This is a genomic window from Laedolimicola ammoniilytica (genome assembly GCF_025567165.1).
Lineage (GTDB): Bacteria > Bacillota > Clostridia > Lachnospirales > Lachnospiraceae > Laedolimicola > Laedolimicola ammoniilytica.
Window position 1 is genome coordinate 26,936 of the sequence record NZ_JAOQKC010000019.1, and the last position, 24,530, is coordinate 51,465.

Consider the following 24,530-nt stretch of genomic DNA (forward strand, 5'->3'; position numbering starts at 1 on the left):
TATGGAATCCCCTATTGCATAAAAGCAAGCGGAGCTTGCAAAGATGCGCACTCGGCGCAGTGGTAGATGGTTGCTGATGCAACCGCGCCTCGGCGCGAGAATGTGCCAACGGCACATTCTTTCTTACACAAAAGCCTTACCGGCACTTTACATGAGCTTTACGAAACCTGGCTTTTACCCTTTACATTGGCAGACTAAGATATAAATCACAGGGCGGACAAGAGAAACCAAACGCCCTGGAGAAGAAAAGAGAGAAGAGGCCGGAAACGTTCACCCGGCGAAAAGGAGAAAACATTATGAAAAAGAAAACAGTTAGCTTATTGATGACCATGGCACTTACAGCAGCAATGCTGGCAGGCTGCGGAAGCTCTGAGACCGCAGATACCACAGCAGCTGCGGATACTGCTGCAGCGGCAGATACAGCAACAGCAGATTTTGACACCGAAGAGGATATCTCTGTATATTCCCGTGAGGACGGTTCCGGAACCAGAGGCGCATTCATCGAGCTGTTCGGTGTAGAAGAGAAGGACGCCAACGGAGAAAAGATTGACAACACCACCGAGGACGCCACCATCACCAACAATACTTCCGTTATGATGACCGGTGTGGCAGGCGATGATTACGCAATCGGATACGTATCCTTAGGTTCCCTGAACGATACCGTAAAGGCGCTGAAGATTGACGGCGTAGAGCCGACCGTAGAAAATATCAAGAGCGACAGCTACAAGGTATACAGACCCTTCAACATCGCAACCAAGGGCGAGGTAAGCGAGGCTGCGCAGGATTTCATCGATTATATCCTGAGCGCAGAGGGACAGCAGATTGTAAGCGATGAGGGATACATCACCATCGACGACGCGGCTCCGGCATTCGCAGGCGGCCAGGCAAGCGGCAGCGTGACAGTAGCAGGTTCTTCCTCCGTATCTCCGGTGATGGAGAAGCTGGCAGAGGCTTATATGAAGCTGAATGGCAACGTAAAGATTGAGATTCAGACCAGTGATTCTACTACAGGTATGACCTCCGCTATCGACGGCGTATGCGACATCGGAATGGCTTCCAGAGAGCTGAAGGACACAGAGGCGGCAGAACTTACTGCAACGGTTATCGCACAGGATGGTATCGCGGTAGTTGTAAATAACAACAATCCCATCGACAACCTGACTAAAGACCAGGTAAAGAGCATTTACGTAGGCGAGACTACTTCCTGGAGCGAGGTAGAGTAAGCAAAAGAGGGCAAATGATATGAAACAGGCGGCTTGGAAAGCGCGTATCAAGGAAGTATTTATGCAGGCGGTGTTCTTCATAGCCGCCTGCACCTCTATTCTGGCAGTAATACTCATTTGTGTATTTCTGTTTGCCAACGGACTTCCGGCCATCGGAAAAATCGGACCGATGGAGTTCCTGCTGGGAACCAGATGGAAGCCGGGCAACAACATTTTCGGAATTCTGCCCTTTATCCTGGGCAGTATCTACGTGACAGCGGGAGCAATTCTCATCGGAGTTCCCATCGGAATCCTGACCTCGATTTTCATGGCGTACTATTGCCCAAAGAAAATCTACCGTCCCCTGAAGGCAGCCACTGAGCTGCTGGCAGGAATCCCGTCGGTCGTATATGGTTTCTTCGGCATGATGGTTCTGGTTCCCCTGCTCCGGCAGATTCCCCATTGCAAGGGAAATGTCATGCTGACTGCGTGCATTCTTCTGGGTATCATGATTCTGCCAACTATCATCGGAACCACGGAAACGGCTCTTCGGAGCGTACCGGCCATGTACCATGAGGGAGCGCTGGCACTGGGAGCAACCAAGGAGCGGAGCGTATTTACGGTTATCGTCCCGGCGGCAAAATCCGGCGTGCTGACCGGAATTGTACTGGGAATCGGCCGCGCCATCGGCGAGACCATGGCGGTTATCATGGTAGCCGGAAATCAGACTAAGATGCCGGAAAGTCTGTTTAAGGGCGTCCGTACCATGACGGCAAATATCGTCATTGAGATGGGCTACGCCACAGACCTGCACCGGGAAGCTTTGATTGCCACGGCGGTTGTACTCTTTGTATTTATTCTGATTATCAATTTAAGCGTATCACTGTTAAGGAGGGGCGGAAATGGAAGCAATTAACAAGCAGACGGCAGGCGATAAGCTCCATGCCCTGCAAAAGCATCCGGGTTCCCTGATTCTGTTCCTGCTGGTGGTGCTGGCAGCATGCGTAACTTTTGCCGTACTGATTTTCCTGATCGCCTACATTCTGATCCGGGGCGTACCCTATCTGACGCCGGAGCTGTTCTCCCTGCATTATACCTCGGATAACGTTTCCCTGATGCCGGCGCTGTTCAACACCATCGAAATGATTTTCCTGGCGCTGATTCTGGCGGTTCCTGTGGGTATCTTTTCTGCCATTTATCTGGTGGAATACGCGAAAAAGGGAAATAAATTCGTAGGCGTGGTGCGGGTAACGGCGGAGACGCTGTCGGGTATTCCCTCTATCGTCTATGGCCTGTTTGGTATGCTGTTTTTCGTAACAAAGCTGAAATGGAGCTACTCCATGCTGGCAGGCGCCTTCACCCTAGCGATTATGATTCTTCCGCTGATTATGCGGACCACGGAGGAAGCGTTGATTTCCGTACCGGATTCCTATCGGGAGGGAAGCTTCGGACTGGGAGCCGGAAAGCTCCGGACCGTCTTTCAGGTGGTACTACCTAGCGCGATTCCGGGTATCCTGGCAGGTGTGATCCTGGGAATCGGCCGTATCGTGGGCGAGACGGCGGCGCTGATGTACACCTCCGGAACGGTGGCCAAGTATGCGGGAGCCATGGAATCCGGCCGGACCCTGGCTTTACATATGTACGTGCTGACCAGCGAGGCCCTTCATGTGGATCAAGCCTCTGCCACAGCCGTAGTGCTGCTGGTAATTGTCATCGGAATTAACGCGTTTTCGGGCTTTATTGCAAAGAAGCTGGCGAAGAAGACAGGAGAATAGAAATGGGTATTATGAAGATTGAACATCTGGATCTGTTCTACGGGGATTTCCAGGCGCTCAAAAATGTAAATATGGAGATTGAGAAAAATGAGATTACCGCGTTTATCGGCCCGTCCGGCTGCGGCAAATCCACCTTCCTCAAATCCCTGAACCGTATGAATGATATGGTGGCCGGCTGTAAGATTACCGGAAAGGTAACCTTAAACGGACAGGACATCTACAAGGGAATGGACGTGAATGACCTGCGCCGGAGAGTGGGCATGGTATTCCAGAAGCCGAATCCATTTCCCATGAGTATCTACGACAATATTGCCTATGGTCCCCGGACCCACGGAATCCGGAATAAAGCGAAGCTGGACGAAATCGTAGAGGAATCCCTACGGAACGCGGCGATCTGGGACGAGACCAAGGATCGTCTGAAAAAGAGCGCCCTGGGTATGTCCGGCGGACAGCAGCAGCGTCTCTGTATCGCCAGGGCTCTGGCCGTGAAGCCGGAGATTCTGCTGATGGACGAGCCGACCTCCGCGCTGGATCCGATTTCCACCTCCAAGATTGAGGACCTGTGTATGGAACTGAAGAAGAGCTTTACGATTGTGATGGTAACCCACAACATGCAGCAGGCGGCGCGTATCTCTGACAAGACCGCATTTTTCCTGCTGGGTGAGGTTATCGAGTACGGCAACACGGATCAGATCTTCTCCATGCCGAAGGATACCCGTACCGAAAATTATATTTCAGGAAGGTTTGGTTGATGCTATGAGAGATTTTTATGAAGAACAGCTGAATGAGCTGCATACACAGATGATCGCTATGGGCGGTCTGTGTGAAAAGGCCATTTCCAATGCTACAAAAGCTCTGACAGACGGCGATCTGCACCTGGCAGAGGAAATTATGAAGAATGACGCCATCATCAACCGTCAGGAGCGTGACATTGAAAGTCTCTGTATGAAACTGATTCTCCATCAGCAGCCGGTGGCGGGGGATCTCCGCCGGGTTTCCGCGGCCCTGAAAATGGTGACGGATATGGAGCGTATCGGCGACCAGGCGGCAGATATCGCAGACATCGTCATCGACATGAACGAGAAGCTGCCCGACCAGTTTTTACATATCTGTAAGATGGGTGTGGCGGCCATGAAAATGGTTACAGACAGCGTCACAGCTTACGTGGACGAAGATTTGGAGCTGGCCCGTCAGGTCATCCGGGATGATGATATTGTGGACGGATTGTTTTTAAAGGTAAGAGGGGAAATCCTGGACGCCATCCGTGACGGCGGCAGCAAGGGCGAGGAGGTGCTAGATCTGTTCATGATCACCAAGTATTATGAGCGGATCGGCGACCACGCCACGAACATCGCGGAGTGGGTAGAGTACTCCATAACCGGGGAACGGTCCAACGAGAATTAAATATCGTCTGAATGCTTGAATTTCTGAGAAAGCTGTGATATAGCATATCTTATGCAAATGATAGCAGTATTCCGAGAGAATACAAAATGAAAGCCAGAGAGCTGCAACTCTCTGGCTTTCTTGTCATTTGTTCTTTTAAATGACTTTGAAATATCAGAAAATAATGAAATATTTGCACAAATAAAACAATAATAAAAGAAAAAACTTAAAATAAATGAAAAATAAGTATTGACAAATGGGAAAAGTCCCGCTATAATACAATTAAAGATAAGGAACACGAAAAACAAAACAAAAGCTTCAGAAGAAAGGAAGCGAAAAACAACTCAACTATCTTCTTAAATATAACCCAGTTATATTTAACATAGAGAACGAGTAATCTAAGAAAAGGAGGTACAGTCCAACAGGAACTTAACGAACCACCCCATAATCTGAGAAAAGAGAGGTACGGACCGCCGAAGACTTAAGAGGGACTTCCTAAGAAAGCTTTCAGAAAGATGTCAATCTTAATCAAAAGCAGAATTACGGAAGGCAGGAAAAAGGTAACCGTAAATCAATCGTTCGATGAGAATCGGTAAAAAAGAAGAAAAAGCCGGATGAGAAAGAAGGAAGAAAAGGCAAACCGGTACAAATGAACTTTACAGAAGATCGAAAAACAAAAACCGAAGACAGAAGAAATCGAACGGAAAAAGTCAATGAGACTTTAAAATAAAAAGAAACTGAAAACAGAATAAAGAAATGAGGTATTAGTCCAATGGACAGCATAGTTTAGCAGCGGGTATCAATGTAAGTAGAGTTGATGCCCGCTGAATTATTTTGTTCAAAAATAAATCGAACAAATGTTTGCTTTCGCAAAGAATATATGATATGATATAATGAGCGCAAGAGAGTCAACATACTTGTATGATTGACGAACGACGAATGTTGCTCATGAATCGTAGATTCATGAGATAATACAGGAAAAGAAGTTGAGAAGGAGTGTCCCCATGTCCCTGCAATTCATTTTCGGTAATTCCGGCGCAGGAAAATCTTATACTTTATTTCGGAGCGTGATCGAGGATTCCATCCGGCACCCGGAGCAGAGTTATCTGGTGATTGTGCCGGAGCAGTTTACCATGCAGACCCAGAAGGAGCTGGTGCGGCTGCATCCGGACGGCGGTATCCTGAATATTGATATCTTAAGTTTTCAGCGGCTGGCCTACCGGGTATTCGAGGAGACCGGAACCCAGGTGGGAAAGGTGCTGGAGGAAACCGGAAAGAACCTGGTGCTTCGGAAGCTCGCCCAGGAGAAAAAGGGGGAGCTAAGGGTTCTCGGTGGGAATCTGAAGAAAATGGGCTACATCAGCGAGATCAAGTCGCTGATTTCCGAGCTGACCCAGTATGCGGTGACCGAGGAAGCCCTGGCAGATTTTCTGGAGAAGAGTAAGGAAAAACCTCATTTATATTATAAATTATGCGACGTGCAGGTGCTTTACAAGGCGTTCCATGCCTATCTGGCGGATCAGTATATCACGGCAGAGGAGCTGCTGGAGGTGCTCTGCCGGGTGGCGGAGCGGTCGCAGATGATCCGGGAGAGCGTCATTGTGCTGGACGGCTTTACGGGTTTTACGCCGATCCAGAATAAGCTGATGCAGAAGCTGATGCAGTACGCAAAAAAGGTAATGGTGACCGTGACCATCGACGAGCGGGAGAACCCCTATCATGTGGAGGGTGAGCACCAGCTTTTTTACCTGAGTAAGAAGACTGTGGCGGGATTGAAACGGCTGGCACAGGAAGTGGACGTAAAGGAAGAAGAGCCTGTCTGGGTTCATCCCGGGGAGAAGAGCCGGTTCGCGGCAGGCGGCGAGCTCCAGTGGCTTGAGCAGAATCTGTTCCGGCTGCGGTGGCAGCAGTATCCGCAGAATGATGGTGATAAAAAAGAATGCAAGCCACAGCAGAATTCAGAAAAAGTACGATTTGTTGAAGAAGGTATCTTGGAAAGCGGACAAATGAAAGGGCAGATCAGCCTTCATGTTTTAAAAAATCCGGAGGAAGAGGTCGCCTGGGCTGCAGGCCGGATCCGGGAGCTGATTCGCGAGAAACACTATCACTACCGGGATTTTGCCCTGATTACAGGCGACATGGAGAGCTACAGCCCGGTGCTGGAGAGGGTATTGGCGGACTATGAGATCCCCTGCTTCCTGGACAATAAGCGCAGCATCCTGAAAAATCCCTTTGTGGAGTTCATCCGTGCGCTGCTGGAGATTGCAGAGCAGGATTTCTCCTACGAATCCGTATTCCGGTATCTGCGGAGCGGCCTGTCCGGCATGGAACCGGAAGAGACGGATCTGCTGGAAAATTATGTGCTGGCTCTGGGCATTCGCGGCGCGAAGCGCTGGGAAGAGCGCTTTATTCGTAGTTATAAAGGACTAACCGAAGAAGAATTGGAGCAGATTGACAGTTACCGGACCCGGGTGGCGGAGGATTTGCTTCCCTTTGTGAAAATACAGCGGAAAAAGGCGGTGGACGTCCGGACCAGGACGATGGCGCTCTATGAGCTGATCACCCAAAAAGGGATCCAGAGCAGACTGGCGGTCTTTGAGGAACGTTTTAAACGGGAGAATAACCAGGTGCTGGCCAAGGAGTACCATCAGATATACGGAATTCTGATGGATCTGCTGGATAAGCTGGTGGATTTGATGGGTGACGAGAAGCTGACCATCCGGGAATACACGGAGATTCTGGAGGCCGGCTTCGCGGAAGCCAGGGTCGGCGTCATTCCGCCCGGAGTCGATCAGGTCATGGCCGGAGATATGGAGCGTACCCGTCTGAAGGACGTGAAGATCCTCTTTTTCCTGGGCGTCAATGAGGGCAGCGTGCCGAAGAACAGCTCCCGGGCGGGGCTTTTATCGGATATGGAGCGGGAACAGCTGCGGGTGTCCGGCATGGAACTGGCCCCAACGGCCCGGGAGCAGGGCTATATCCAGCGGTTCTATCTGTATCTGAACCTGACGAAGCCCTCGGACGAGCTGTATCTCTCCTGTACGCTGCTGGACAGCGGCGGCAAGGCCCTGCGTGCGTCCTATCTGATGAATGTGATGAAGCGGCTTTTTCCGGAACTGGAGCTGCGGCAGGAGACGGTGCGGCGGGAAAATGGACTTCCCCGGACCGAGCGGGAGGGCGTGAGGCTGCTCATAGAGGGCCTGAAGGAATACCGGGAGGGCCGGGGCAGTGCGCAGTTTTATGAGCTATACCGGTGGTACGCGAAGCAGGAGCGGTACGAGGAAAAGCTGACCCAGCTTCTGAACGGAGCCTTTTTGGCCCATCAGGACACGAAACTTGGCAAGGCCGTGGCCCATGCCCTGTACGGAACCGTGTTGGAGAACAGCGTGACCAGGCTCGAGCAGTATGCAGCCTGCGCTTACGCCCATTTTCTCATGTATGGATTGAAGCTATCCGAGCGGGAGCAGTATGAGTTTGCGCCGGTGGATATGGGAAATATTTTTCATGAGACCCTGGAGGCTTTTTCGAAGAAGCTGGACGCCAGCGACTATACCTGGAGGACCCTGCCCCAGGAGGTGGCGGATGAATGGGTAGAGGAGTGCCTGGCCTCTCTGACCGTAGATTATGGCAATACGGTGCTGAACAGCACAGCCCGCAACAACTATATGATTCGCCGGATGGCCCGGATTCTGAAGCGGACAGTCTGGGCGTTGGGAGAGCAGATTCGGAAAGGCCTGTTTACGCCGGAAAATTATGAGATCTCATTTTCCAGCGTGTCTGATCTGGAATCCATCAATATCGAACTGTCGCCCGAAGAGCGGCTGAAGCTCCGGGGGCGGATCGACCGGGTGGATACCTGTGAGGACGGGGAGCATGTATATGTGAAGGTCATCGACTATAAGTCCGGCAATACGTCTTTCCAGCTTCTGTCCCTGTACCACGGACTGCAGCTTCAGCTGGTGATTTATCTGAATGCGGCCATAGAGCTGATGAAGAAGGAGCATCCCGATAAGGAGGTACTTCCGGCGGGCGTTCTGTATTATCAGCTCCAGGATCCGGTGCTGGATACAGACGGGGAGGAAGCGGACGTGACAGCCCGGGTGCTGGAGAAGCTGAAGCCAAACGGGCTGATTAATGCGGATCCGGAGATTATTCAGCGTCTTGATCAGTCCATGCCGGGGCGTTCCCAGGTATTGCCCATTGCCTATAATAAGGACGGTTCCCTGCGGGCCGGTTCCTCAGTGGCCAGCAGCGGTCAGTTTGCGGCACTTTCGCGTTATGTCAACCGAAAGATCCAGAAGATTGGTTCGGAGGTGCTGGATGGCCGGATGGATGTGAACCCCTATGAGCTGAAGGGCAGGACAGCCTGCGATTATTGTGCCTACAGTGGCGTCTGCGGGCTGGACAGCAAGACCGGGGGTTTTCACAGGCGGAGACTTCCCATCTTTGGGGATGATGAGATCTGGAAGCAGATAGAGGAGGAAGAACAGTGAGCGTCAGATGGACCGAGGAACAGAAAAAAGTCATCGATGTGAGAGATAAAAATGTGCTGGTCTCGGCTGCAGCCGGTTCCGGTAAGACGGCGGTTCTGGTGGAGCGGATTCTTTCTCTGGTCTGCGGCGAGGGGGAAAATGAGTCGCCCCTGGATGTGGACCGGCTTCTTGTGGTGACCTTTACGAAAGCGGCTGCCGCGGAGATGCGGGAACGGGTGGGTCTGGCTCTGGAGAAGCGCCTGGAGGCGGAACCGGAAAATGAGCATCTGCAGAAGCAGCAGACACTGATTCACAGCGCCCAGATTACGACCATCGACAGCTTTTGTCAGTATGTGATTCGAAATTATTTTCATCAGATTGATCTGGATCCGGCCTTTCGTATCGGAGACGAGGGTGAGTTGAAGCTACTGAAAGGCGATGTGGTGAGGGAGCTTTTGGAGGAGCGTTACGCCGCGGAGGATCCGGAGGAGCGGGCCAGGTTTATAGAGTTCGTGGAAGCTTATGCCACCGGAAAGAGCGATGTGGGCATTGAAAATCTGATTTTGCAGCTCTACGAGTTTGCGGTCAGCTATCCCTACCCAAAGCGCTGGCTGACGGAGTGCATGGAGCCCTATCGGGCGCAGACAGAGAACGCGCTGGAAGACAGCCCTTGGATGCGTTATTTGCTGGATTATGTCAACCAGACATTTGCGGATCTGGAGCAGGAGCTGTATCGGATGATCGGGATCTGTAGGCTGCCGGGCGGGCCGTATCTGTATGAGGATGCGGTGCAGGCGGATTTGATTCAGGTGCAGGAGCTGAAAGCCTGCCGGGGCTATGAGGAGATCCGGGAGCGGCTGGAGAGCCTTTCCTTCGCGCGGCTTTCCGCGAAGAAGGATCCGAATGTGGAGGAAGAGCGGAAGAACCAGATCAAAGCCTTCCGGGAGGGCATGAAAAAGAGCCTGAAGGATCTGAAGGAGAAGTTTTTTAACCTGCCTTTGGCGGGCGTGCAGGAGGTCATTCGGAAAGCCGCGCCGACCACGGAGGTACTGCTTTCTCTGACGGCGGAATTCGCGGATCGGTATCAGGAGAAGAAGCGGCTGAAAAATCTGGCGGATTTTCCGGATCTGGAGCATCTGGCACTGGAGATTCTGGTGGAAGATGTGGAGACCGGAGAGGATGGCGGGCTTAAGATTGTGCCCACGGACGCGGCGCGGGAGCTGTCCGCCCGGTACGCACAGATTATGATCGACGAATATCAGGACAGTAACCTGATTCAGGAGATTATTCTGAACAGCGTAAGCCGCGGGCAGGGAGTCCCCAATGTGTTCATGGTGGGGGACGTGAAGCAGAGCATCTACCGTTTCCGCCTGGCTCGGCCGGAGCTTTTTATGGAGAAATATCACACCTATCCCCAGACAGACGAGGGGACGGAGATCCGGATCGATCTGCATAAGAATTTCCGAAGCCGGAAAGAGGTGCTGGACGGGACGAACTATGTCTTTGAGAAGCTGATGACGGAAGCTGTGGGCGGCATTACCTATGACAGCGCGGCGGCGCTGTATCTGGGAGCGCAGATGCCGGAGCCGGATATAGAGACAGCCTCAGAAAAATGTATTCGGGGAAATGATATTGAACGAGAGAATATAAGCGAAACTTCGCTGGAAAATGAGAGAAAATCTCAAATTAACAGACCAGAACTTTTATTGTTAGAGAAAAATAAGGATGCCCTGCCCGAGGCAGAAGACACCGACCAGGCGGAACTGACGGACCGGGAGATGGAGGCTCATGCGGCAGCCGATTGCATCCGCCGGATCATGGGCGAAGGAAAGGTCTGGGATCGGGACGCAGGCGATTTCCGGCCGGTGCACTATGGGGATATCGTGATTCTGCTCCGCAGTCTGACGGGCTGGGGAGACGTCTATGCCCGGGTGTTGAACGCGGCGGGGATTCCGGCCCATACAGAATCCCGGACAGGCTATTTTACCACGATAGAGATTCAGACTCTGTTGAATCTTCTTCGCATCGTGGATAATCCCAGACAGGATATCCCGCTGGCTGCGGTGCTGAAATCCATGATTGGCGGCTTTACGGATGTGGAGCTGGCAAAGATCAAGAGCGCGTATCCGGATGTGAAGTTTCATGAGGCGTGTAGAAAGTATGCAGAAAAGAAAGAGAAGGAAAATGTAAAAGGGAAGGATGCGGAGTGCACAATAGAAGTACAAATCCAGGAGAAACTTCAGACTTTCTTCCATAACCTCCGCATCTACCGCCAGCGCGCCGAATTTCTTCCCATCCACGAGCTCATCGAGGAGCTTCTGGAAACTACCGGATACGGAGATTACCTGGCGGCGGAGCCGGCGGGGGCCCAGCGGGAGGCCAATGTGCGGATGCTCATTGAGCGGGCCATCGCCTTTGAAAAGACCAGCTACCGGGGACTGTTCCATTTTGTAAGGTATATGGAGCAGCTGCAGAGCTATAACGAAGATTTCGGTGAGGCAGGCATTCTGGGTGAAAATGAGGATGCGGTACGCATCATGACTATCCACAAGAGCAAGGGCCTGGAATTCCCCATCGTCATTGTGGCCGGCCTGGGCAAAAGCTTCAACCGCCAGGACATTCGGAGCCGGGTGGTGATTCACCCGGAGCTGGGCGTGGGCGTAGACTGGGTGGACGCGGCGATGCGTACCCGTACCGCTTCGCTTCCCAAGCGGGTTCTGCAAAAGGCCCTGGATCTGGAGATGCTGGGCGAGGAGCTGCGGGTTCTCTATGTGGCATTTACCAGAGCGAAGGAAAAGCTGATTCTCCTGGGAAGCGCGGCAAAGCTGGAGGAGAAAAAGCAGAAAAGCCTGTCCTTCCGGACGATTTCCACGGCGGGAACCTATCTGGACTGGGTGCTTCCGGCGGCAGCAGGATCGGAAGACAGTCCCTTTGCAGTAGAAGAAGTGGCGCTGGAAGGACAGACTGAAGAAGCACTGACCCGGCAGATTTTGCAGGAGGAACAGCGGGAGGCCTTCCTGCGGCCGGAGGAGCTTCCGGGAACAGACGAAGCGTATGCGAAGATTCTGGAGGAGCAGCTGTCCTATGTCTATCCGTGGCAGGATGACATTTCTCTGCGTGGTAAATTCAGCGTATCCGAGCTGAAGAAAATGGGACAGACCGAGGAGGAAGATGAGGATACCCTGCTCTATCCGGCGGAAGAAATTGTGCCTTATATTCCGCGGTTTATGTCAGACAAAGAGCCGGTCAGCGGAGCAGCCAGAGGTACGGCTTATCACCGGGCGCTGGAATGTCTGGATTTCAGGGGACTGTACCATTCGGAAAAGGTGAAGGAAGGACTGGAGCAGTTGGTGGAGGAAGGACGTATGACCCGGGAGCAGGCGGATGTGGTGCGCCCCTACGATATCTATGCCTTCGCCCAGACGCCGTTGGCGAAACGCATGAGCGCGGCCCGGGACCGAAAGGAATTCCATACAGAACAGCCCTTTGTGATTCAGATGGCTGCCAGGGAGCTGGAGATTGGCTGCGGAAGCGACGAGCCGGTATTGATTCAGGGAATCATCGACGCCTGGTTTTATGAGGAGAATGAACATGGGGAAAACGAGATCGTGGTTGTGGATTACAAGACCGATTTCGTGAAGGACGGTGGAGAACTTCTGAAAAAGTACAGGAAGCAGCTGGATTATTATGAGCTGACCCTGGAACGGCTCACCGGAAAACGGGTGAAGGAAAAGATCATCTATTCCTTCTGCCTGAAAGAAGAGATTCAAGTAGAGTAAAAGAACCGTAAGCGGGTGTTCTATAGTTGAACCGGCTTTCCTAAATGTGTATAATGGATGGGACAGCTAAGAAAACGAAGGAGGAGATTCACATGAAAAAATCAAATGTGCTTATGGGCTTAGTGCAGCTCATGGGGGCAATTATTTTGGGGTGGATTCTGTGGCTCTTTATTTTTGCGTCCATCATACCGGAAGAACAGGAGATCAGCAATTTTCAAAGCGGCATTTCCATTTTGCTGGGAGCGGTAACGGGTGTTCTGGTGCTGATGATCATTAAGTATAATGGCGCTCACAGAGCACAGCAGACAGCCAGAAAAGCGCTCAGTGACATAAAGGTTTATGAGGAAAAATCAGATCGCCTGCTGGATAAGGCAAACCGAGTGGCAGATAAATATATGAAGCATGAGAAAAAAATTTATACCGGTATCGAAGAAGCCAGAAACCAGGGAAAGGGAATGGTGATAAAAATTCGAAATGGTTCGGAATTTCAGCAGGCAGTCGAAAAATTTCCGGAGCTGCGTTCCAATGAGAATATACAGCTGCTTCTCCGTCAGATCCGTGAATGTGAAAATGGACTGGCAGGACAGAAGCTGACATATAACACCTGTGTGGGAAATTATAATGTGGCGATTCACAGTTTCCCATTTAGTATCATTCGTAATGTATGCGGATTTGAAAATATGGAATTTTACAAGGATAGCGGAGACGGGGAATTGATCTCAGACGAAGCACTCGGAATTTAAATAAAAACAGAGATAGAGGAGTAACGACATGCCAGTATTTGATTTTAACAGCGCCCCTGCGGGAGCACCGAAGGAGCCGGAGTGCACCTATACCACATATCGTACCAATGCGGGAGAAGCCAGCGCGGAAAAACCGATTCTGCTGCTGGACAATCAAAAGCGCCGGTGGGATCATCATTCCTGCGGCGTATTTACCAACCCGGCTAAGCAGACAGCCTTTGAATTCAAGGAAGAGGATGGAAAATTCAACGCGGATATTCTGCTGATTGACGCCCGTTTTGTAAGTCTGATCAAATGGCTGGGCGAGCATCAGATTCATGTGCGCCTGTCCGGCACCAACCGGGAGGACGGTTATGCGGTATACAGGATCCGTGAGACAGCCTTCGGCGGCGGAACCAAGCTTTCCGCGGAGGACGGATTTTTACAGTTCATGATTGATCGGCTTTTTTCCAGCAATGCGCCTTCGGAGGAGGAGACGGACGAAGATCGGGACGAGGTCGGCGACGATATGAAGCTGACCAGCCTTCAGAGTATCACGGACTTCATGACCTGCGCAGGCTGTACCCTGCCGGACAATATTCAGCTCTGGGCCAGAAGAAACCTGGCTGTGGCCCGCTCCCATGAGGTATCGCCTGAGGAGAAGCGCCACGCCCAGAGAGCCCTGTCCATCATGATGAATATTCAGTGGAAGAGTAATTATTTTGAGGCAATTGATCCGACAGAGGCCCGCAGAATTCTCGATGAAGAGCTCTACGGCATGGAGAAAGTAAAGCAGCGCATTATCGAAACAATTATACAGATTAACCGTACCCATACCCTGCCCGCCTATGGTCTGCTTCTGGTGGGACCGGCCGGAACCGGAAAATCCCAGATTGCCTATGCGGTGGCGCGGATCCTGAAGCTGCCGTGGACGACCCTGGATATGAGCTCCATCAACGATCCGGAGCAGCTGACCGGAAGCTCCCGTGTATACGCCAACGCGAAGCCGGGTATTATCATGGAAGCATTTTCCATGTCGGGCGAATCCAACCTGGTATTCATCATCAATGAGCTGGACAAGGCCAACGCCGGAAAGGGCAACGGCAACCCGGCGGATGTGCTGCTGACGCTGCTGGATAACCTGGGCTTCACCGATAACTATATGGAGTGTATGGTGCCCACCGTAGGCGTGTACCCCATTGCCACAGCAAATGATAAGAGCCAGATCAGCGCGCCGCTGATGTCCCGGTTTGCGGTGATTGATATTCCGGATTATACGGAGGAGGAGAAAAAGGTAATCTTTTCCAGATTCGCGCTGCCGAAGGTACTGAAGCGGATGAGCCTCCGGGAGGACGAGTGCATCGTGACGCCGGAGGGCCTGGACGCGGTCATTGCCAGGTATGCGGACACCACCGGTATCCGTGATCTGGAGCAGGCGGCGGAGCATATCGCGGCCAACGCACTGTACCAGATCGAGGTTAATGGAGTAAAAGCCGTGCAGTTTGACGCGCAGATGGTGAATGAACTGCTGGGATAATTGATAATTTCATAAAGATTTTCAGACGAAAGATGACGCAGAGTACCCGGGAACGGGGAAACTGCGTCATTTTAATCTAAGAAATAAACTTAATTTTCTCTGGTATAGGAAATCGCGTGCCGGATCTTTTTCAAGGATTCGTGGGCTCCTTCTTCATTGTGGAACATGATCATCACAAAAAGGGCGTCCATGATGCACAGCTGCGACAGGCGGCTGGACAGAGATTCCGAGCGCCAGGTAATCTCCTCCGCTGTGGATACCAGTACGATATCTGCCATTTTGGCCAGAGGGGAAAGTGGGTAACTGGTCAGGACGATAAGCTTCGCCCCGTTTTCCTTCGCAAGCCTTGCGATAGCCAGCGTATCCTTGTTGAGGCCGGTATGGGAAATGAGAAACGCGCAGTCCTTTTCCGTGAGCAGACCCGCATTCATCAGCTGCAAATGATAATCCGAAGCATACCCGCAGGGAATGGGACTTCGCAGAAACTTGTGGTAGCTGTCGAAAGCCACAGCATTGGAGCCGCCGATACCGAAAAACCAGACCCGGTCTGCACTGCTCATGAGAGCGGCGGCCTTCTGAAACTGTCCGCCCTGGGCAATATGCCGGGTATCCTCCAGAGCCTTGATACTGGAGTCGAAGACTTTCTGCAGCATGGCGTCCGGGCTGTCCTGTTCGGAAATCTTCTCATGAATGGAGATTTCGGAATCAAATTCCTCAGTCAGCAGATTGACCTTGAAGTCCTTAAAGCCGTCGTAGCCCAGTTTTTTGGTAAATTGATAGACGGTAGAATCAGCGACTCCCAGATTATGGGCCAGATCGCTGATGCTGCTTCGGGAAACCAGCTTGATGTTGGCAAGAATATAGTCGGCAATTTGTTTTTCTTTTGGGTTCATATCGCGGTAAGTACTTTTAATCCGCATTTTTACAGTAAGATGATTCATGGCAGTCTCCATTTTCCGTACATTCTTTTTTAAGAGTAGCATAAAAAAAGGATTCTGTAAATCGAAAAAAGTTTTTTTAGAAATATTATTTACAAAAAAATATTTTTCTGATATAGTGAGGACACAAAAAGAAAATACCATGGAAAGAAGGAGAATTACGATGAAAAAGGCGGATATCGGACTGATTGGACTGGCGGTTATGGGCGAAAATCTGGTGATGAACATGGAATCCAGAGGTTTTACCGTGGCGGTATATAACCGCAGTACAGAAAAGGTGGACAATTTTGTAAATGGCCGTGGAAAGGGAAAGCATATCATTGGCTGTAAAAGTATCGGGGAGCTGGTGGAGAATCTGGAGCGTCCGCGCAAAATCATGCTGATGATTCGCGCCGGAGAAGCTGTGGATCATATGATTGCGCAGCTGGTACCGGTGTTGGAAGAGGGCGATATCATCATTGACGGCGGCAATTCTTATTTCAAGGATACGATTCGAAGAACCAGGGAGCTCACGGAAAAAGGACTCTGCTATATTGGAACCGGCGTGTCCGGCGGCGAGGAGGGAGCCCTTCATGGTCCCTGCCTGATGCCCGGCGGAAATCCGCAGGCCTGGGAGGCAGTCAAACCGATTTTTATGGCCATCAGCGCGAAGGTGGACGGCGATGTTCCCTGCTGCGAATGGATTGGCGACGATGGAGCAGGTCATTTTGTAAAGATGGTTCATAATGGAATCGAGTATGGCGATATGCAGCTGATCTGCGAGGCCTACCAGCTCATGCGCGACGGTCTGGGCATGACGCCGGATGAGATGCACGAGGTCTTCGCAAAATGGAATGAGACGGAGCTTGACAGCTATCTGATGGAGATTACCCGGGATATTCTGGGCTTCCGGGATGAGAAGGGCGAAGCCGTGGTCGATCAGATTCTGGATACGGCAGGCCAGAAGGGAACTGGAAAATGGACCAGCGAATCTGCGCTGGAGGAGGGCATTCCGCTGACGCTGATCAGCGAGGCAGTGTCGGCCCGCTGCGTGGCTGCCCGGAAGGAGGAGCGCATGGAGGCGTCCGCTGCCTACGGAAGAAAATGCGGAAAAATCATCGAAGACAAAAAAACTTTTGTAGAACAGATTCGAAAAGCCCTTTACGCCGCAAAAATCATTTCCTACGCCCAGGGATATTCTCTGATGAAAACGGCTGCGGAGCATTATGGCTGGAAGCTGAACTACGGCGATATCGCGCTGATCTGGCGGGGCGGCTGTATCATTCGAAGCGTGTTTCTGGGTAAAATCAAGGAAGCCTATGATAAGAACCCGGAGCTGCAGAACCTGATTCTGGATCCGTATTTCAAAGAAGCCATCGAATCCTCACTGGAATCCTGGAGAAAGGTGGTAGCTGCAGGCGCAATAAACGGAATTCCGCTTCCGGCCATGAGCGCGGCTCTGTTCTGGTTCGACAGTTATACCTGTGAAAACCTTCCGGCCAATCTGCTGCAGGCCCAGAGAGATTATTTCGGCGCGCATTGCTATGAGCGGATCGACAGCCCGAGGGGTCAGATGTTCCATACGAACTGGACCGGACATTCCGGAAGTACGGCAGCCGGAAGCTATAACGTCTGATTCTGCTTCATAGATTTTAATTCTGGCAGAACCGTCAGCAGCATCACAAGGAAGCACAGACTTCCACCGATGACATTGCTGACAGGCTCTGCCAGGAAGACACCGTCGGTGCCGAGCCTCAGTCCGTAGGGAAGAAAATAGGTCAGCGGCACGACAATGATGACTTTTCGCAACAGAGAGAAGAATACAGCCTGCTTCTTTTTCCCCAGAGATTTGAACATGGTCTGGCCGATGTACTGGAGCAGCATGAAGATAAAGGCTGAAAAGTACAGTTTCAGGGCCGGAATGGTATCAGTCAGAAGGCTGGCATCAGAGCTGAAAATACTGATTAAAAAGTGAGGAGCGAAAAGAATCACAAGCCACATACTCAGCGTATAGATAAGTGCCATTACAGCCATAGTAATACTGGCCTGTTTTACCTGCTCCGGTCTGCGTGCACCGTAATTGTAGCTGATAACAGGTGAGGAGCCCTCTGTCATGGCATGGATAGGGGTTTCTACCATTTGCCGGATACTGGAAATGATCGTCATCACAGAGATGTAGATATCTCCGCCGGTCACGGCAAGCACGCTGTTGCAGCAGATGCTGACCAAGCTGTTGGTGAGCTGCATGATAAATCCGGCAGTTCCCAGGCTGACGATATTAGCTGCGCAGGATCCGCAGTGCCGGATCTCTTCCGGGGTCAGAAACCGGATTTTGAATTCCGCTTTTTTACGAAGAAAATGCAGAACAAAGGAAGCTGACAGAAACTGAGATATAATGGTAGCAATGGCTGCGCCGGGAGCGCCGAGTCTGAAGATAAAAATGAAAACCGGATCCAGAATCAGGTTGGCAGCGGCACCAATGACGACAGATAACATACCGGTCGTGGAATACCCCTGGGCGTTGATGAAAGGGTTCATCCCTGTGGTGAGCATGGAGGGAAAGGTTCCTAAAAGATAGATCATCAGATAGGGGTACGCGTAAATGAGCGCACTGTCGGACGCTCCGAACAGCACCAGAATCGGCCGGGCGAATGCAAGACCGACTGCCATTAAAACCAGAGCGCAGACGGACAGCAGAAAGAACGCGGTATTGAGAAGCATGCCCGCCTGTTCCGGATCCTTACGACCTCGCGCAATGGAAAACAGGGGCGCGCCGCCGGTGCCGAAGAGATTGCTGAAGGCCGTGATGATGACGATGATCGGGAAGCACAGACCCACAGCACCCAGAGCGGCGGTTCCCACGCCCGGGATACGGGCGATGTAGATACGGTCTACAATATTATAAAGCAGAGTCAGAAGCTGCGCCACCAGCATGGGCAGGGCGGCCTGCAGGATATTTTCGATTATTTTTCCATTTTCAAAATCAATGCGTTTCATTTTATAAATCACCTCAGAGAAAAATCGGGAAGCAAAGCAGCAGTGTGGAAGCTCGGCTTTCGGCATTTAGTATAGCACGCTTTTTTTCATTGGAAAATAGAAGATTTGGAAATACCGTGTTCAGAAATACAGTTTCAGAAACACAGAGCAGTCCGGCTAAATCTCAGTATTTACAAATGAATAAGGAAATAGTATGCTCTGATATAGGACGGTCTCGTCTGTATGGGAGAGATTTACAATGAGTAAAGTTACCAATTACATGGATTTACACGATTTTTGCGTATTTTCATACGATTCCGTCACTTTATCTGCTGTATTTCTTCTCCTGGACCATCACATCGGTGGCTGAGATCCTGTACTTCGTATACACCTGGCGGAAAATGGTGAGGGAAGGGCAGTTATAAGGCGGGCTCCGGGAAATGCGTCCGCAGGGCGTGTGAATGAGACGGCAGAGAACGAGAATTTGAGGAACAGCTATGGAAAATTTTGAAGAGAATTTATTTTTAAAAGCCAATCTGGAAAAAGAAATTCCGATTCTGCGGGCGCAGATTCAGAATCTTTACGAGCAGCTTGACCGGAAATTCCATCTGCAGGGGGCGAAGGTGCCGATTACCTTCGGTATGGACACAGACTGCCTGGGCTCTTATACCCGGGGCAGCCACAATGAGAAGGAGCATTTTCATTTTTCTCTGCTTTTTATCGGCTATGCGGTGAAGAATCCGCTGAGCAAAGAGGACCGGACGGATCTCTATCGCCACGAATACGCGCATTACATGCAGTATCATATGGCGATTCCGAAGCAGTATCAGTGGCAGCCCGGGATCCATGGCAGCGCCTGGAAATACTGCTGTTCCCTGGTGGGCGCCGCGCCGACGCCCTATTATAAAGCGGGCGAGGCGTTGATGAAGCATAATTATGAGAAGGCCCTGAAAAGCCCGATTCACGATAGGACGGTTCCCCTGCGGGATCGATACCGACGGGAGCAGGAGCATAAGAAGACCAGGGACAGCGTGATTCAGTATGAGATCGGCGAGCTGGTGGCCCATCCGAAATTCGGCCACGGCAGGGTGGAAAAGGTGGAGCAGAAGACGGGTTCGGTGAATCTGCATATCCGGTTTGAGGACGGGGTGCGGAAGATTGATCAGAAGTGGCTGATTCGGTCGAAATATCAGAAAAAAGGATGAAAGATAGAAAAAAGGAAAAGCATGACGCAGAGTTTAGAGAAACTTTCCGTCATGCTTTTTATAAATGGATTTATTTTATTTCAAAAGCTCCTTCAAATCCGCCTCCGGCGTCGTAACCGGCGCGATGCCGAAGTGCTCCACCAGATAATTCAGCACATTCGGCGACAGGAAAGCCGGGAGGGTGGGGCCGAGCCGGATATTTTTAATCCCCAGATGCAGCAGGGTCAGCAGGATGCAGACTGCTTTCTGCTCGTACCAGGAAAGCACCATGGACAGGGGCAGGTCGTTCACGCCGCAGCCGAAGGCCTCCGCCAGGGCCACTGCGATCTGAATCGCGCTGTAAGCGTCATTACACTGACCGATATCCATGATCCGGGGCAGTCCGCCGATGGTACCCAGATCCAGATCATTGAAACGGTATTTTCCACAGGCCAGAGTCAGGATTACGGTATCCGCAGGGGTCTGCTTTACAAAATCGGTAAAATAACTGCGTCCGGGACGCGCGCCGTCGCAGCCGCCCACCAGGAAGAAATGCCTGATATCCCCCGCCTTCACAGCGTCAATGACCTTGTCCGCCACGCTGAGCACCGCGCCGTGTCCAAAGCCGGTGGTGACGGTATGGCCACCGTTGATGCCGGTGAAATCTTGATCCTCGGTGTAGCCGCCAAGCTCCAGGGCCTTTTTGATAACCGGAGTAAAGTCCTTCTCCCCGCCGATATGGGTCATTTCCGGATAGGATACCAGGGCGGTCGTGTATACACGATCCGCGTAGCTGGGCTTTGGCGGCATCAGGCAGTTGGTGGTGAAGAGAATCGGCGCGGGCAGATTTGCAAATTCTTTCTGCTGATTCTGCCATGCGGTGCCGAAATTACCCTTCAGGTGAGCGTATTTCTTAAGCTTGGGATAACCGTGGGCAGGCAGCATTTCCCCATGGGTGTAGATGTTGATGCCTTTGCCCTCGGTCTGCTCCAGGAGCAGCTTCAGATCGTGGAGATCGTGGCCGGTAATGACGATGAAGGGGCCTTTTTCTACGGTCAGGGGCACGGTCGTGGGTGCCGGAGTACCATAGGTTTCGGTGTTGGCCTGGTCAAGAAGGGCCATGCACTTCAGGTTTTTCTCACCCACTTCCATGACGATGGGAAGCAGCTCATCCATGCCCCAGTCCTCGCCCACGGCGAAAAGCGCTTTGGCGAAGAACCGATTTACCTCGTCGTCCATGTAGCCCAGCACCATGGCGTGGTGGGCGTAGGCAGCCATACCGCGGACGCCGAAGAGAATGAGGGACTTGAGGCTGCGGATATCCTCTTGGGCGTTCCAGAGCTCATTCATGTCATAGTTATCACTTCGACCACAGCTGGAAGCGCAGGCAGAGCAGCCCGGAGCCAGCTTTGCCTTTTCGGTCTCTACCCGATCTAGCATAGCCCGGATGGTTTTCTCATTGAAGTTTACGTTGGTGACCGTGGTGAAAAGGCCTTCGATGAAAATGGGCCAGGTGTCCGGCGTGGTCACGGTGGCGCCACCTGTAGCCCGGGCCAGTCCGATGAGCGCGCCGGTCAGCTCGTCCTGAAGCTTCGCCACATCGGCAGTTTTCCCACAGACGCCCGCTTTTCCGGTACAGCCGGAGCAGCCGGCGGTCTGTTCGCACTGAAAGCAAAACATATTGTGATCCATTTGAAAATTCTCCTTTCCTTCATTCGCGCGTGTTCTTAGCGCATACAGGTATCCCCGTAGGGGATTTTAATCTAAGCTTCTTCCATCCGTGGAAATGGTATATACCTGCCACGGAATGAATTTCCCACTGTTCTTCAAAGCTGTAACCGCCGCGTGCTCCAGACCGCCACAGCAGGGAACCTCCATGCGGACGATGGTGACGCTTTTGATATCGTTGTGACGGATAATTTCGGTCAGCTTCCCGGAATAATCTACATCATCCAGCTTCGGGCATCCTACCAGGGTAATATGGCCTTTGATGAAGCGCTCATGAAAGGCCGCATAGGCGTAGGCAGTGCAATCCGCTGCGATTAAAAGCTTTGCACCAGAGAAATAAGGCGCGTTCGCAGGCACTAATTTAATCTGTACCGGCCACTGGCACAGGCGGCTTTTCTGTTCTGTGGGAGCCGTTTCCGGCGTGTCACATTCGGAATGCTCGATTTTTCTGGATTGGGTTCCGGGACAGCCACAGGGCAGGGACAGGCCTTCCTTTTGCATCTTTCGTTTTTTATTTTTCAGGACGGCTGCCTCGTCGTATGCGGCAGTCTCCCGTTCCACGAAGGTAATGGCTCCGGTGGGGCAGGTGGGGAGACAGTCGCCCAGTCCGTCGCAGTAATCATCCCGCATAAGCTTTGCTTTGCCATCCACCATGGCGATGGCGCCTTCGTGGCAGGCAGCGGCACAGGCGCCGCAGCCGTTGCATTTATCCGGATCAATCTCAATGATTCGTCGTTTCATGTGTTTACCTCCTTGCTTTTATGAGGCTAGTATAATAAAATGAACGTAACAAATCGGTTGAAAATTCAACAAAAGGAGATTTTTATGGAGGAATATTTATCCATCCTTCGATCTGCGCAGCTTTTTTCCGGAGTGACGGAGGCGGAGCTGCTTTCGATGCTGACCTGTCTGGACGCAAAGACAGAAAGCTATCCAAAGGGAAGTTTCCTGCTTCGAGCCGGAGACAGGACAGAGTCTGTCGGACTTATTTTATCCGGAACGGTACTGATTATTCAGGAAGACATCTGGGGCAATCGGAATATCCAGTCCAAGGCAGGTCCCGGCCAGACCTTTGCAGCCGCTTTCGCCTGTGCCCAGGGAGCCGTGCTGAATGTGAGTGTCGTGGCCGAGGCGCCTGTAAAGGTGATGTTTCTGAACGTAAAGAGAATCCTGACCGTCTGCTCCTCAGCCTGTGCCCACCACAATCAGGTCATCCGAAACCTCCTGGGAGAATTGGCGGGCAACAACCTGCATATCAGCGAAAAACTCACCCACATGTGCCAGCGCACCACCCGTGCCAAGCTCATGTCTTATCTGTCCGCCATGTCCCAGCGCGCCGACAGCTACGAATTCGACATCCCCTTTTCCCGTCAGCAGCTGGCAGATTATCTGGCGGTGGAGCGAAGCGGCCTGTCGTTGGAGCTGGGGAAAATGCGGGATGAGGGGATGGTGGAGTTTCGGAAGAATCATTTCAGGCTGCGGATATAGAAGTTTGCGGACAGAAAATGGAATGATTAAAAAAACGGTATGGTGGAGAAAAGTATGAAAATAAGAAAAACAGGTTACTATAGTATCCTTGGTTTTTTGATGATTGCTCTGGCGGGCTGCGGCTATACGAAAGAGGAAAAAGAAGCGATGAAGCGCTATGAAAAGCAGGGGCGCGAAAACGCGGAAAATTACATCGAAGAGAAGTACGGGATCCACGCAGAGATCCGGAAAGTGACCTGCGAGAAGTACGGTTCCGGCCCGATACCGGATTTTTCCCCTTCTCCCACGGGGAATGTGTTCGTGAAAATGAACTATCAGGGAGAAGAATTTTCCGTTGTCATTTCCGGAGATGGGAAGAATGCAGATGGAATCGACAATTATCAGTTCCAGGAGATTACCGCAGCGTTCAAGCGGGAAGTATACGACGTTACCGAGGTTCCGGCAGAGAGTGCCTTTCTGTGCTACGGAGAATATGGAACGATAAAAGAGGAAAAGAATGGCATGATTCATGCATTTTTTGACGGGGAGAACCTGGCGGAAATCCTTCAGGATGGCTCTGCGAGAGCCATGATTTCCTATATAAATCAGGACGCGTCCCAGCTTCCTGCATCCGAGATAAGCCAGAAGACTGGCGTGGACACGCTTTTGTTCGCGGACTACGAGAGCCGGGAGGCCTGTCAGTCCATTCGTCAGCCATACTATAATCTGTCAGGCTGGCCGATTGAAAATGGCATCGAAGCTCAATTGTATCAGATGAACGGATACCGTGTGGTCAGCGCAGGCGAAGATACTTTTATAAAATGCGAAAAGAAAATACAGGACGGCGTCATCCTGATCACCGAACAGCCGGAGGAGCAGGTCAGCCTTAAAAAGACCGTTTTAGACCCACAGGAAAACTGGAACGGAAACGGCTTCCTGGACGCGCAGCAGGTATCGGACGCTTATGCCCTGGATACAAACGCAGGCAAAGTCTATGTGTATTTCCCGGTAGAAAAATTGAACACAAAAGAAGTGGAACACGCACAGCTGGTCAAACAGTACCAGTATCAGGGTGAGACCTGCTACGACAACCTCCTGGGCGGCGTAACGGACGATGGAAAATACATTCAGGGTATCGTTTATACGAGGGATGAGACGGAAATTAAGATATCGGTGTTTGTGGATGGAAAGTAGACCAGTCCTTGCAGCGTATGCAGCAAGGCTTTCATCGCCATGGGCAATCAGAAATTCAGAGAAAATCGTAGGGTCAATCTGCATGTGGCTGGCCATACCAACAGGGAAAGATTGGCTTACATACTCCTGATGGATGTGCAGATGCCAGTTATGAATGGCTATGAGGCAACGAGGGCAATCCGCAGGGCATTGAA

Annotated in this window: 17 protein-coding genes; 13 read left to right on the top strand and 4 right to left on the bottom strand. The window is 51.6% G+C overall.

What is annotated here, in order from left to right; genetic code table 11:
- Window positions 1-296 precede the first annotated feature (296 nt).
- The 9 genes from OCV63_RS12905 (at window position 297) to OCV63_RS12945 (ending at window position 14,870) form a co-directional block, all read left to right on the top strand.
- On the top strand, window positions 297-1,223 hold the full coding sequence (locus OCV63_RS12905; protein WP_262670861.1) for a substrate-binding domain-containing protein: 927 nt from the start codon (window positions 297-299) through the stop codon (window positions 1,221-1,223).
- Window positions 1,224-1,242: 19 nt separating this feature from the next.
- Window positions 1,243-2,118, top strand: a complete 876-nt coding sequence (pstC, locus tag OCV63_RS12910) for a phosphate ABC transporter permease subunit PstC (protein ID WP_158364488.1) — start codon at window positions 1,243-1,245, stop codon at window positions 2,116-2,118.
- On the top strand, window positions 2,105-2,977 hold the full coding sequence (pstA, locus tag OCV63_RS12915; RefSeq protein WP_158364490.1) for a phosphate ABC transporter permease PstA: 873 nt from the start codon (window positions 2,105-2,107) through the stop codon (window positions 2,975-2,977). Before pstC ends, pstA begins: the two co-directional genes overlap by 14 nt.
- A gap of 2 nt (window positions 2,978-2,979) precedes the next feature.
- Window positions 2,980-3,729, top strand: coding sequence for a phosphate ABC transporter ATP-binding protein PstB (gene pstB / locus OCV63_RS12920; RefSeq protein WP_158364492.1), 750 nt, complete (start codon window positions 2,980-2,982; stop codon window positions 3,727-3,729).
- Between the two features lie 4 nt (window positions 3,730-3,733).
- Window positions 3,734-4,381, top strand: coding sequence for a phosphate signaling complex protein PhoU (phoU, locus tag OCV63_RS12925; RefSeq protein ID WP_158364494.1), 648 nt, complete (start codon window positions 3,734-3,736; stop codon window positions 4,379-4,381).
- A gap of 983 nt (window positions 4,382-5,364) precedes the next feature.
- Window positions 5,365-8,853: a PD-(D/E)XK nuclease family protein gene (locus tag OCV63_RS12930; protein ID WP_158364496.1), complete on the top strand. Its 3,489-nt coding sequence runs from the start codon at window positions 5,365-5,367 to the stop codon at window positions 8,851-8,853.
- A complete protein-coding gene (locus OCV63_RS12935) occupies window positions 8,850-12,611 on the top strand; it encodes a UvrD-helicase domain-containing protein (RefSeq protein WP_158364498.1) in 3,762 nt (1,253 codons plus the stop codon). The genes OCV63_RS12930 and OCV63_RS12935 overlap by 4 nt, the downstream gene beginning before the upstream one ends.
- A gap of 92 nt (window positions 12,612-12,703) precedes the next feature.
- Window positions 12,704-13,354, top strand: a complete 651-nt coding sequence (locus OCV63_RS12940) for a LemA family protein (RefSeq protein WP_262670862.1) — start codon at window positions 12,704-12,706, stop codon at window positions 13,352-13,354.
- Window positions 13,355-13,382: 28 nt separating this feature from the next.
- Window positions 13,383-14,870 (top strand): AAA family ATPase, encoded by a 1,488-nt coding sequence (locus OCV63_RS12945; protein WP_158364502.1) that lies wholly within the window; start codon window positions 13,383-13,385, stop codon window positions 14,868-14,870.
- Window positions 14,871-14,959: 89 nt separating this feature from the next.
- Here the strand turns inward: OCV63_RS12945 and OCV63_RS12950 are convergent, their stop codons facing one another.
- Window positions 14,960-15,811: a MurR/RpiR family transcriptional regulator gene (locus OCV63_RS12950; protein WP_158364504.1), complete on the bottom strand. Its 852-nt coding sequence runs from the start codon at window positions 15,809-15,811 to the stop codon at window positions 14,960-14,962.
- A 160-nt stretch (window positions 15,812-15,971) separates the two neighbouring features.
- On the opposite strand from OCV63_RS12950, the gene gnd reads away from it, so the two are divergent.
- Window positions 15,972-17,423 (top strand): decarboxylating NADP(+)-dependent phosphogluconate dehydrogenase, encoded by a 1,452-nt coding sequence (gnd, locus tag OCV63_RS12955; RefSeq protein WP_158364506.1) that lies wholly within the window; start codon window positions 15,972-15,974, stop codon window positions 17,421-17,423.
- Here gnd and OCV63_RS12960 read toward each other — a convergent pair.
- On the bottom strand, window positions 17,411-18,784 hold the full coding sequence (locus OCV63_RS12960; protein WP_158364508.1) for an MATE family efflux transporter: 1,374 nt from the start codon (window positions 18,782-18,784) through the stop codon (window positions 17,411-17,413). The two genes, gnd and OCV63_RS12960, sit on opposite strands and share 13 nt — an antisense overlap.
- A gap of 476 nt (window positions 18,785-19,260) precedes the next feature.
- Between OCV63_RS12960 and OCV63_RS12965 the strand changes: the two genes are divergently transcribed.
- Complete coding sequence (locus tag OCV63_RS12965; RefSeq protein ID WP_262670863.1) at window positions 19,261-19,968, top strand: hypothetical protein; 708 nt, start codon at window positions 19,261-19,263, stop codon at window positions 19,966-19,968.
- Between the two features lie 75 nt (window positions 19,969-20,043).
- Here the strand turns inward: OCV63_RS12965 and hcp are convergent, their stop codons facing one another.
- Both hcp and OCV63_RS12975 read right to left on the bottom strand, forming a co-directional pair.
- Window positions 20,044-21,639, bottom strand: coding sequence for a hydroxylamine reductase (gene hcp / locus OCV63_RS12970; protein WP_262670864.1), 1,596 nt, complete (start codon window positions 21,637-21,639; stop codon window positions 20,044-20,046).
- A gap of 66 nt (window positions 21,640-21,705) precedes the next feature.
- Window positions 21,706-22,416, bottom strand: a complete 711-nt coding sequence (locus OCV63_RS12975) for a 4Fe-4S dicluster domain-containing protein (protein WP_158364510.1) — start codon at window positions 22,414-22,416, stop codon at window positions 21,706-21,708.
- An 84-nt stretch (window positions 22,417-22,500) separates the two neighbouring features.
- Between OCV63_RS12975 and OCV63_RS12980 the strand changes: the two genes are divergently transcribed.
- Window positions 22,501-23,163: a Crp/Fnr family transcriptional regulator gene (locus OCV63_RS12980; protein ID WP_158364512.1), complete on the top strand. Its 663-nt coding sequence runs from the start codon at window positions 22,501-22,503 to the stop codon at window positions 23,161-23,163.
- A 54-nt stretch (window positions 23,164-23,217) separates the two neighbouring features.
- A complete protein-coding gene (locus tag OCV63_RS12985; RefSeq protein WP_158364514.1) occupies window positions 23,218-24,336 on the top strand; it encodes a hypothetical protein in 1,119 nt (372 codons plus the stop codon).
- Window positions 24,337-24,530 lie beyond the last annotated feature (194 nt).

Bases quoted from the DNA above. Each gene is read 5' to 3' on its own strand.
- OCV63_RS12905 (WP_262670861.1), top strand. From the start codon at position 297: ATGAAAAAGAAAACAGTTAGCTTATTGATGACCATGGCACTTACAGCA.
- pstC (WP_158364488.1), top strand. From the start codon at position 1,243: ATGAAACAGGCGGCTTGGAAAGCGCGTATCAAGGAAGTATTTATGCAG.
- pstA (WP_158364490.1), top strand. From the start codon at position 2,105: ATGGAAGCAATTAACAAGCAGACGGCAGGCGATAAGCTCCATGCCCTG.
- pstB (WP_158364492.1), top strand. From the start codon at position 2,980: ATGGGTATTATGAAGATTGAACATCTGGATCTGTTCTACGGGGATTTC.
- phoU (WP_158364494.1), top strand. From the start codon at position 3,734: ATGAGAGATTTTTATGAAGAACAGCTGAATGAGCTGCATACACAGATG.
- OCV63_RS12930 (WP_158364496.1), top strand. From the start codon at position 5,365: ATGTCCCTGCAATTCATTTTCGGTAATTCCGGCGCAGGAAAATCTTAT.
- OCV63_RS12940 (WP_262670862.1), top strand. From the start codon at position 12,704: ATGAAAAAATCAAATGTGCTTATGGGCTTAGTGCAGCTCATGGGGGCA.
- OCV63_RS12945 (WP_158364502.1), top strand. From the start codon at position 13,383: ATGCCAGTATTTGATTTTAACAGCGCCCCTGCGGGAGCACCGAAGGAG.
- OCV63_RS12950 (WP_158364504.1), bottom strand. From the start codon at position 15,811: ATGAATCATCTTACTGTAAAAATGCGGATTAAAAGTACTTACCGCGAT.
- gnd (WP_158364506.1), top strand. From the start codon at position 15,972: ATGAAAAAGGCGGATATCGGACTGATTGGACTGGCGGTTATGGGCGAA.
- OCV63_RS12960 (WP_158364508.1), bottom strand. From the start codon at position 18,784: ATGAAACGCATTGATTTTGAAAATGGAAAAATAATCGAAAATATCCTG.
- OCV63_RS12965 (WP_262670863.1), top strand. From the start codon at position 19,261: ATGGAAAATTTTGAAGAGAATTTATTTTTAAAAGCCAATCTGGAAAAA.
- hcp (WP_262670864.1), bottom strand. From the start codon at position 21,639: ATGGATCACAATATGTTTTGCTTTCAGTGCGAACAGACCGCCGGCTGC.
- OCV63_RS12975 (WP_158364510.1), bottom strand. From the start codon at position 22,416: ATGAAACGACGAATCATTGAGATTGATCCGGATAAATGCAACGGCTGC.
- OCV63_RS12980 (WP_158364512.1), top strand. From the start codon at position 22,501: ATGGAGGAATATTTATCCATCCTTCGATCTGCGCAGCTTTTTTCCGGA.
- OCV63_RS12985 (WP_158364514.1), top strand. From the start codon at position 23,218: ATGAAAATAAGAAAAACAGGTTACTATAGTATCCTTGGTTTTTTGATG.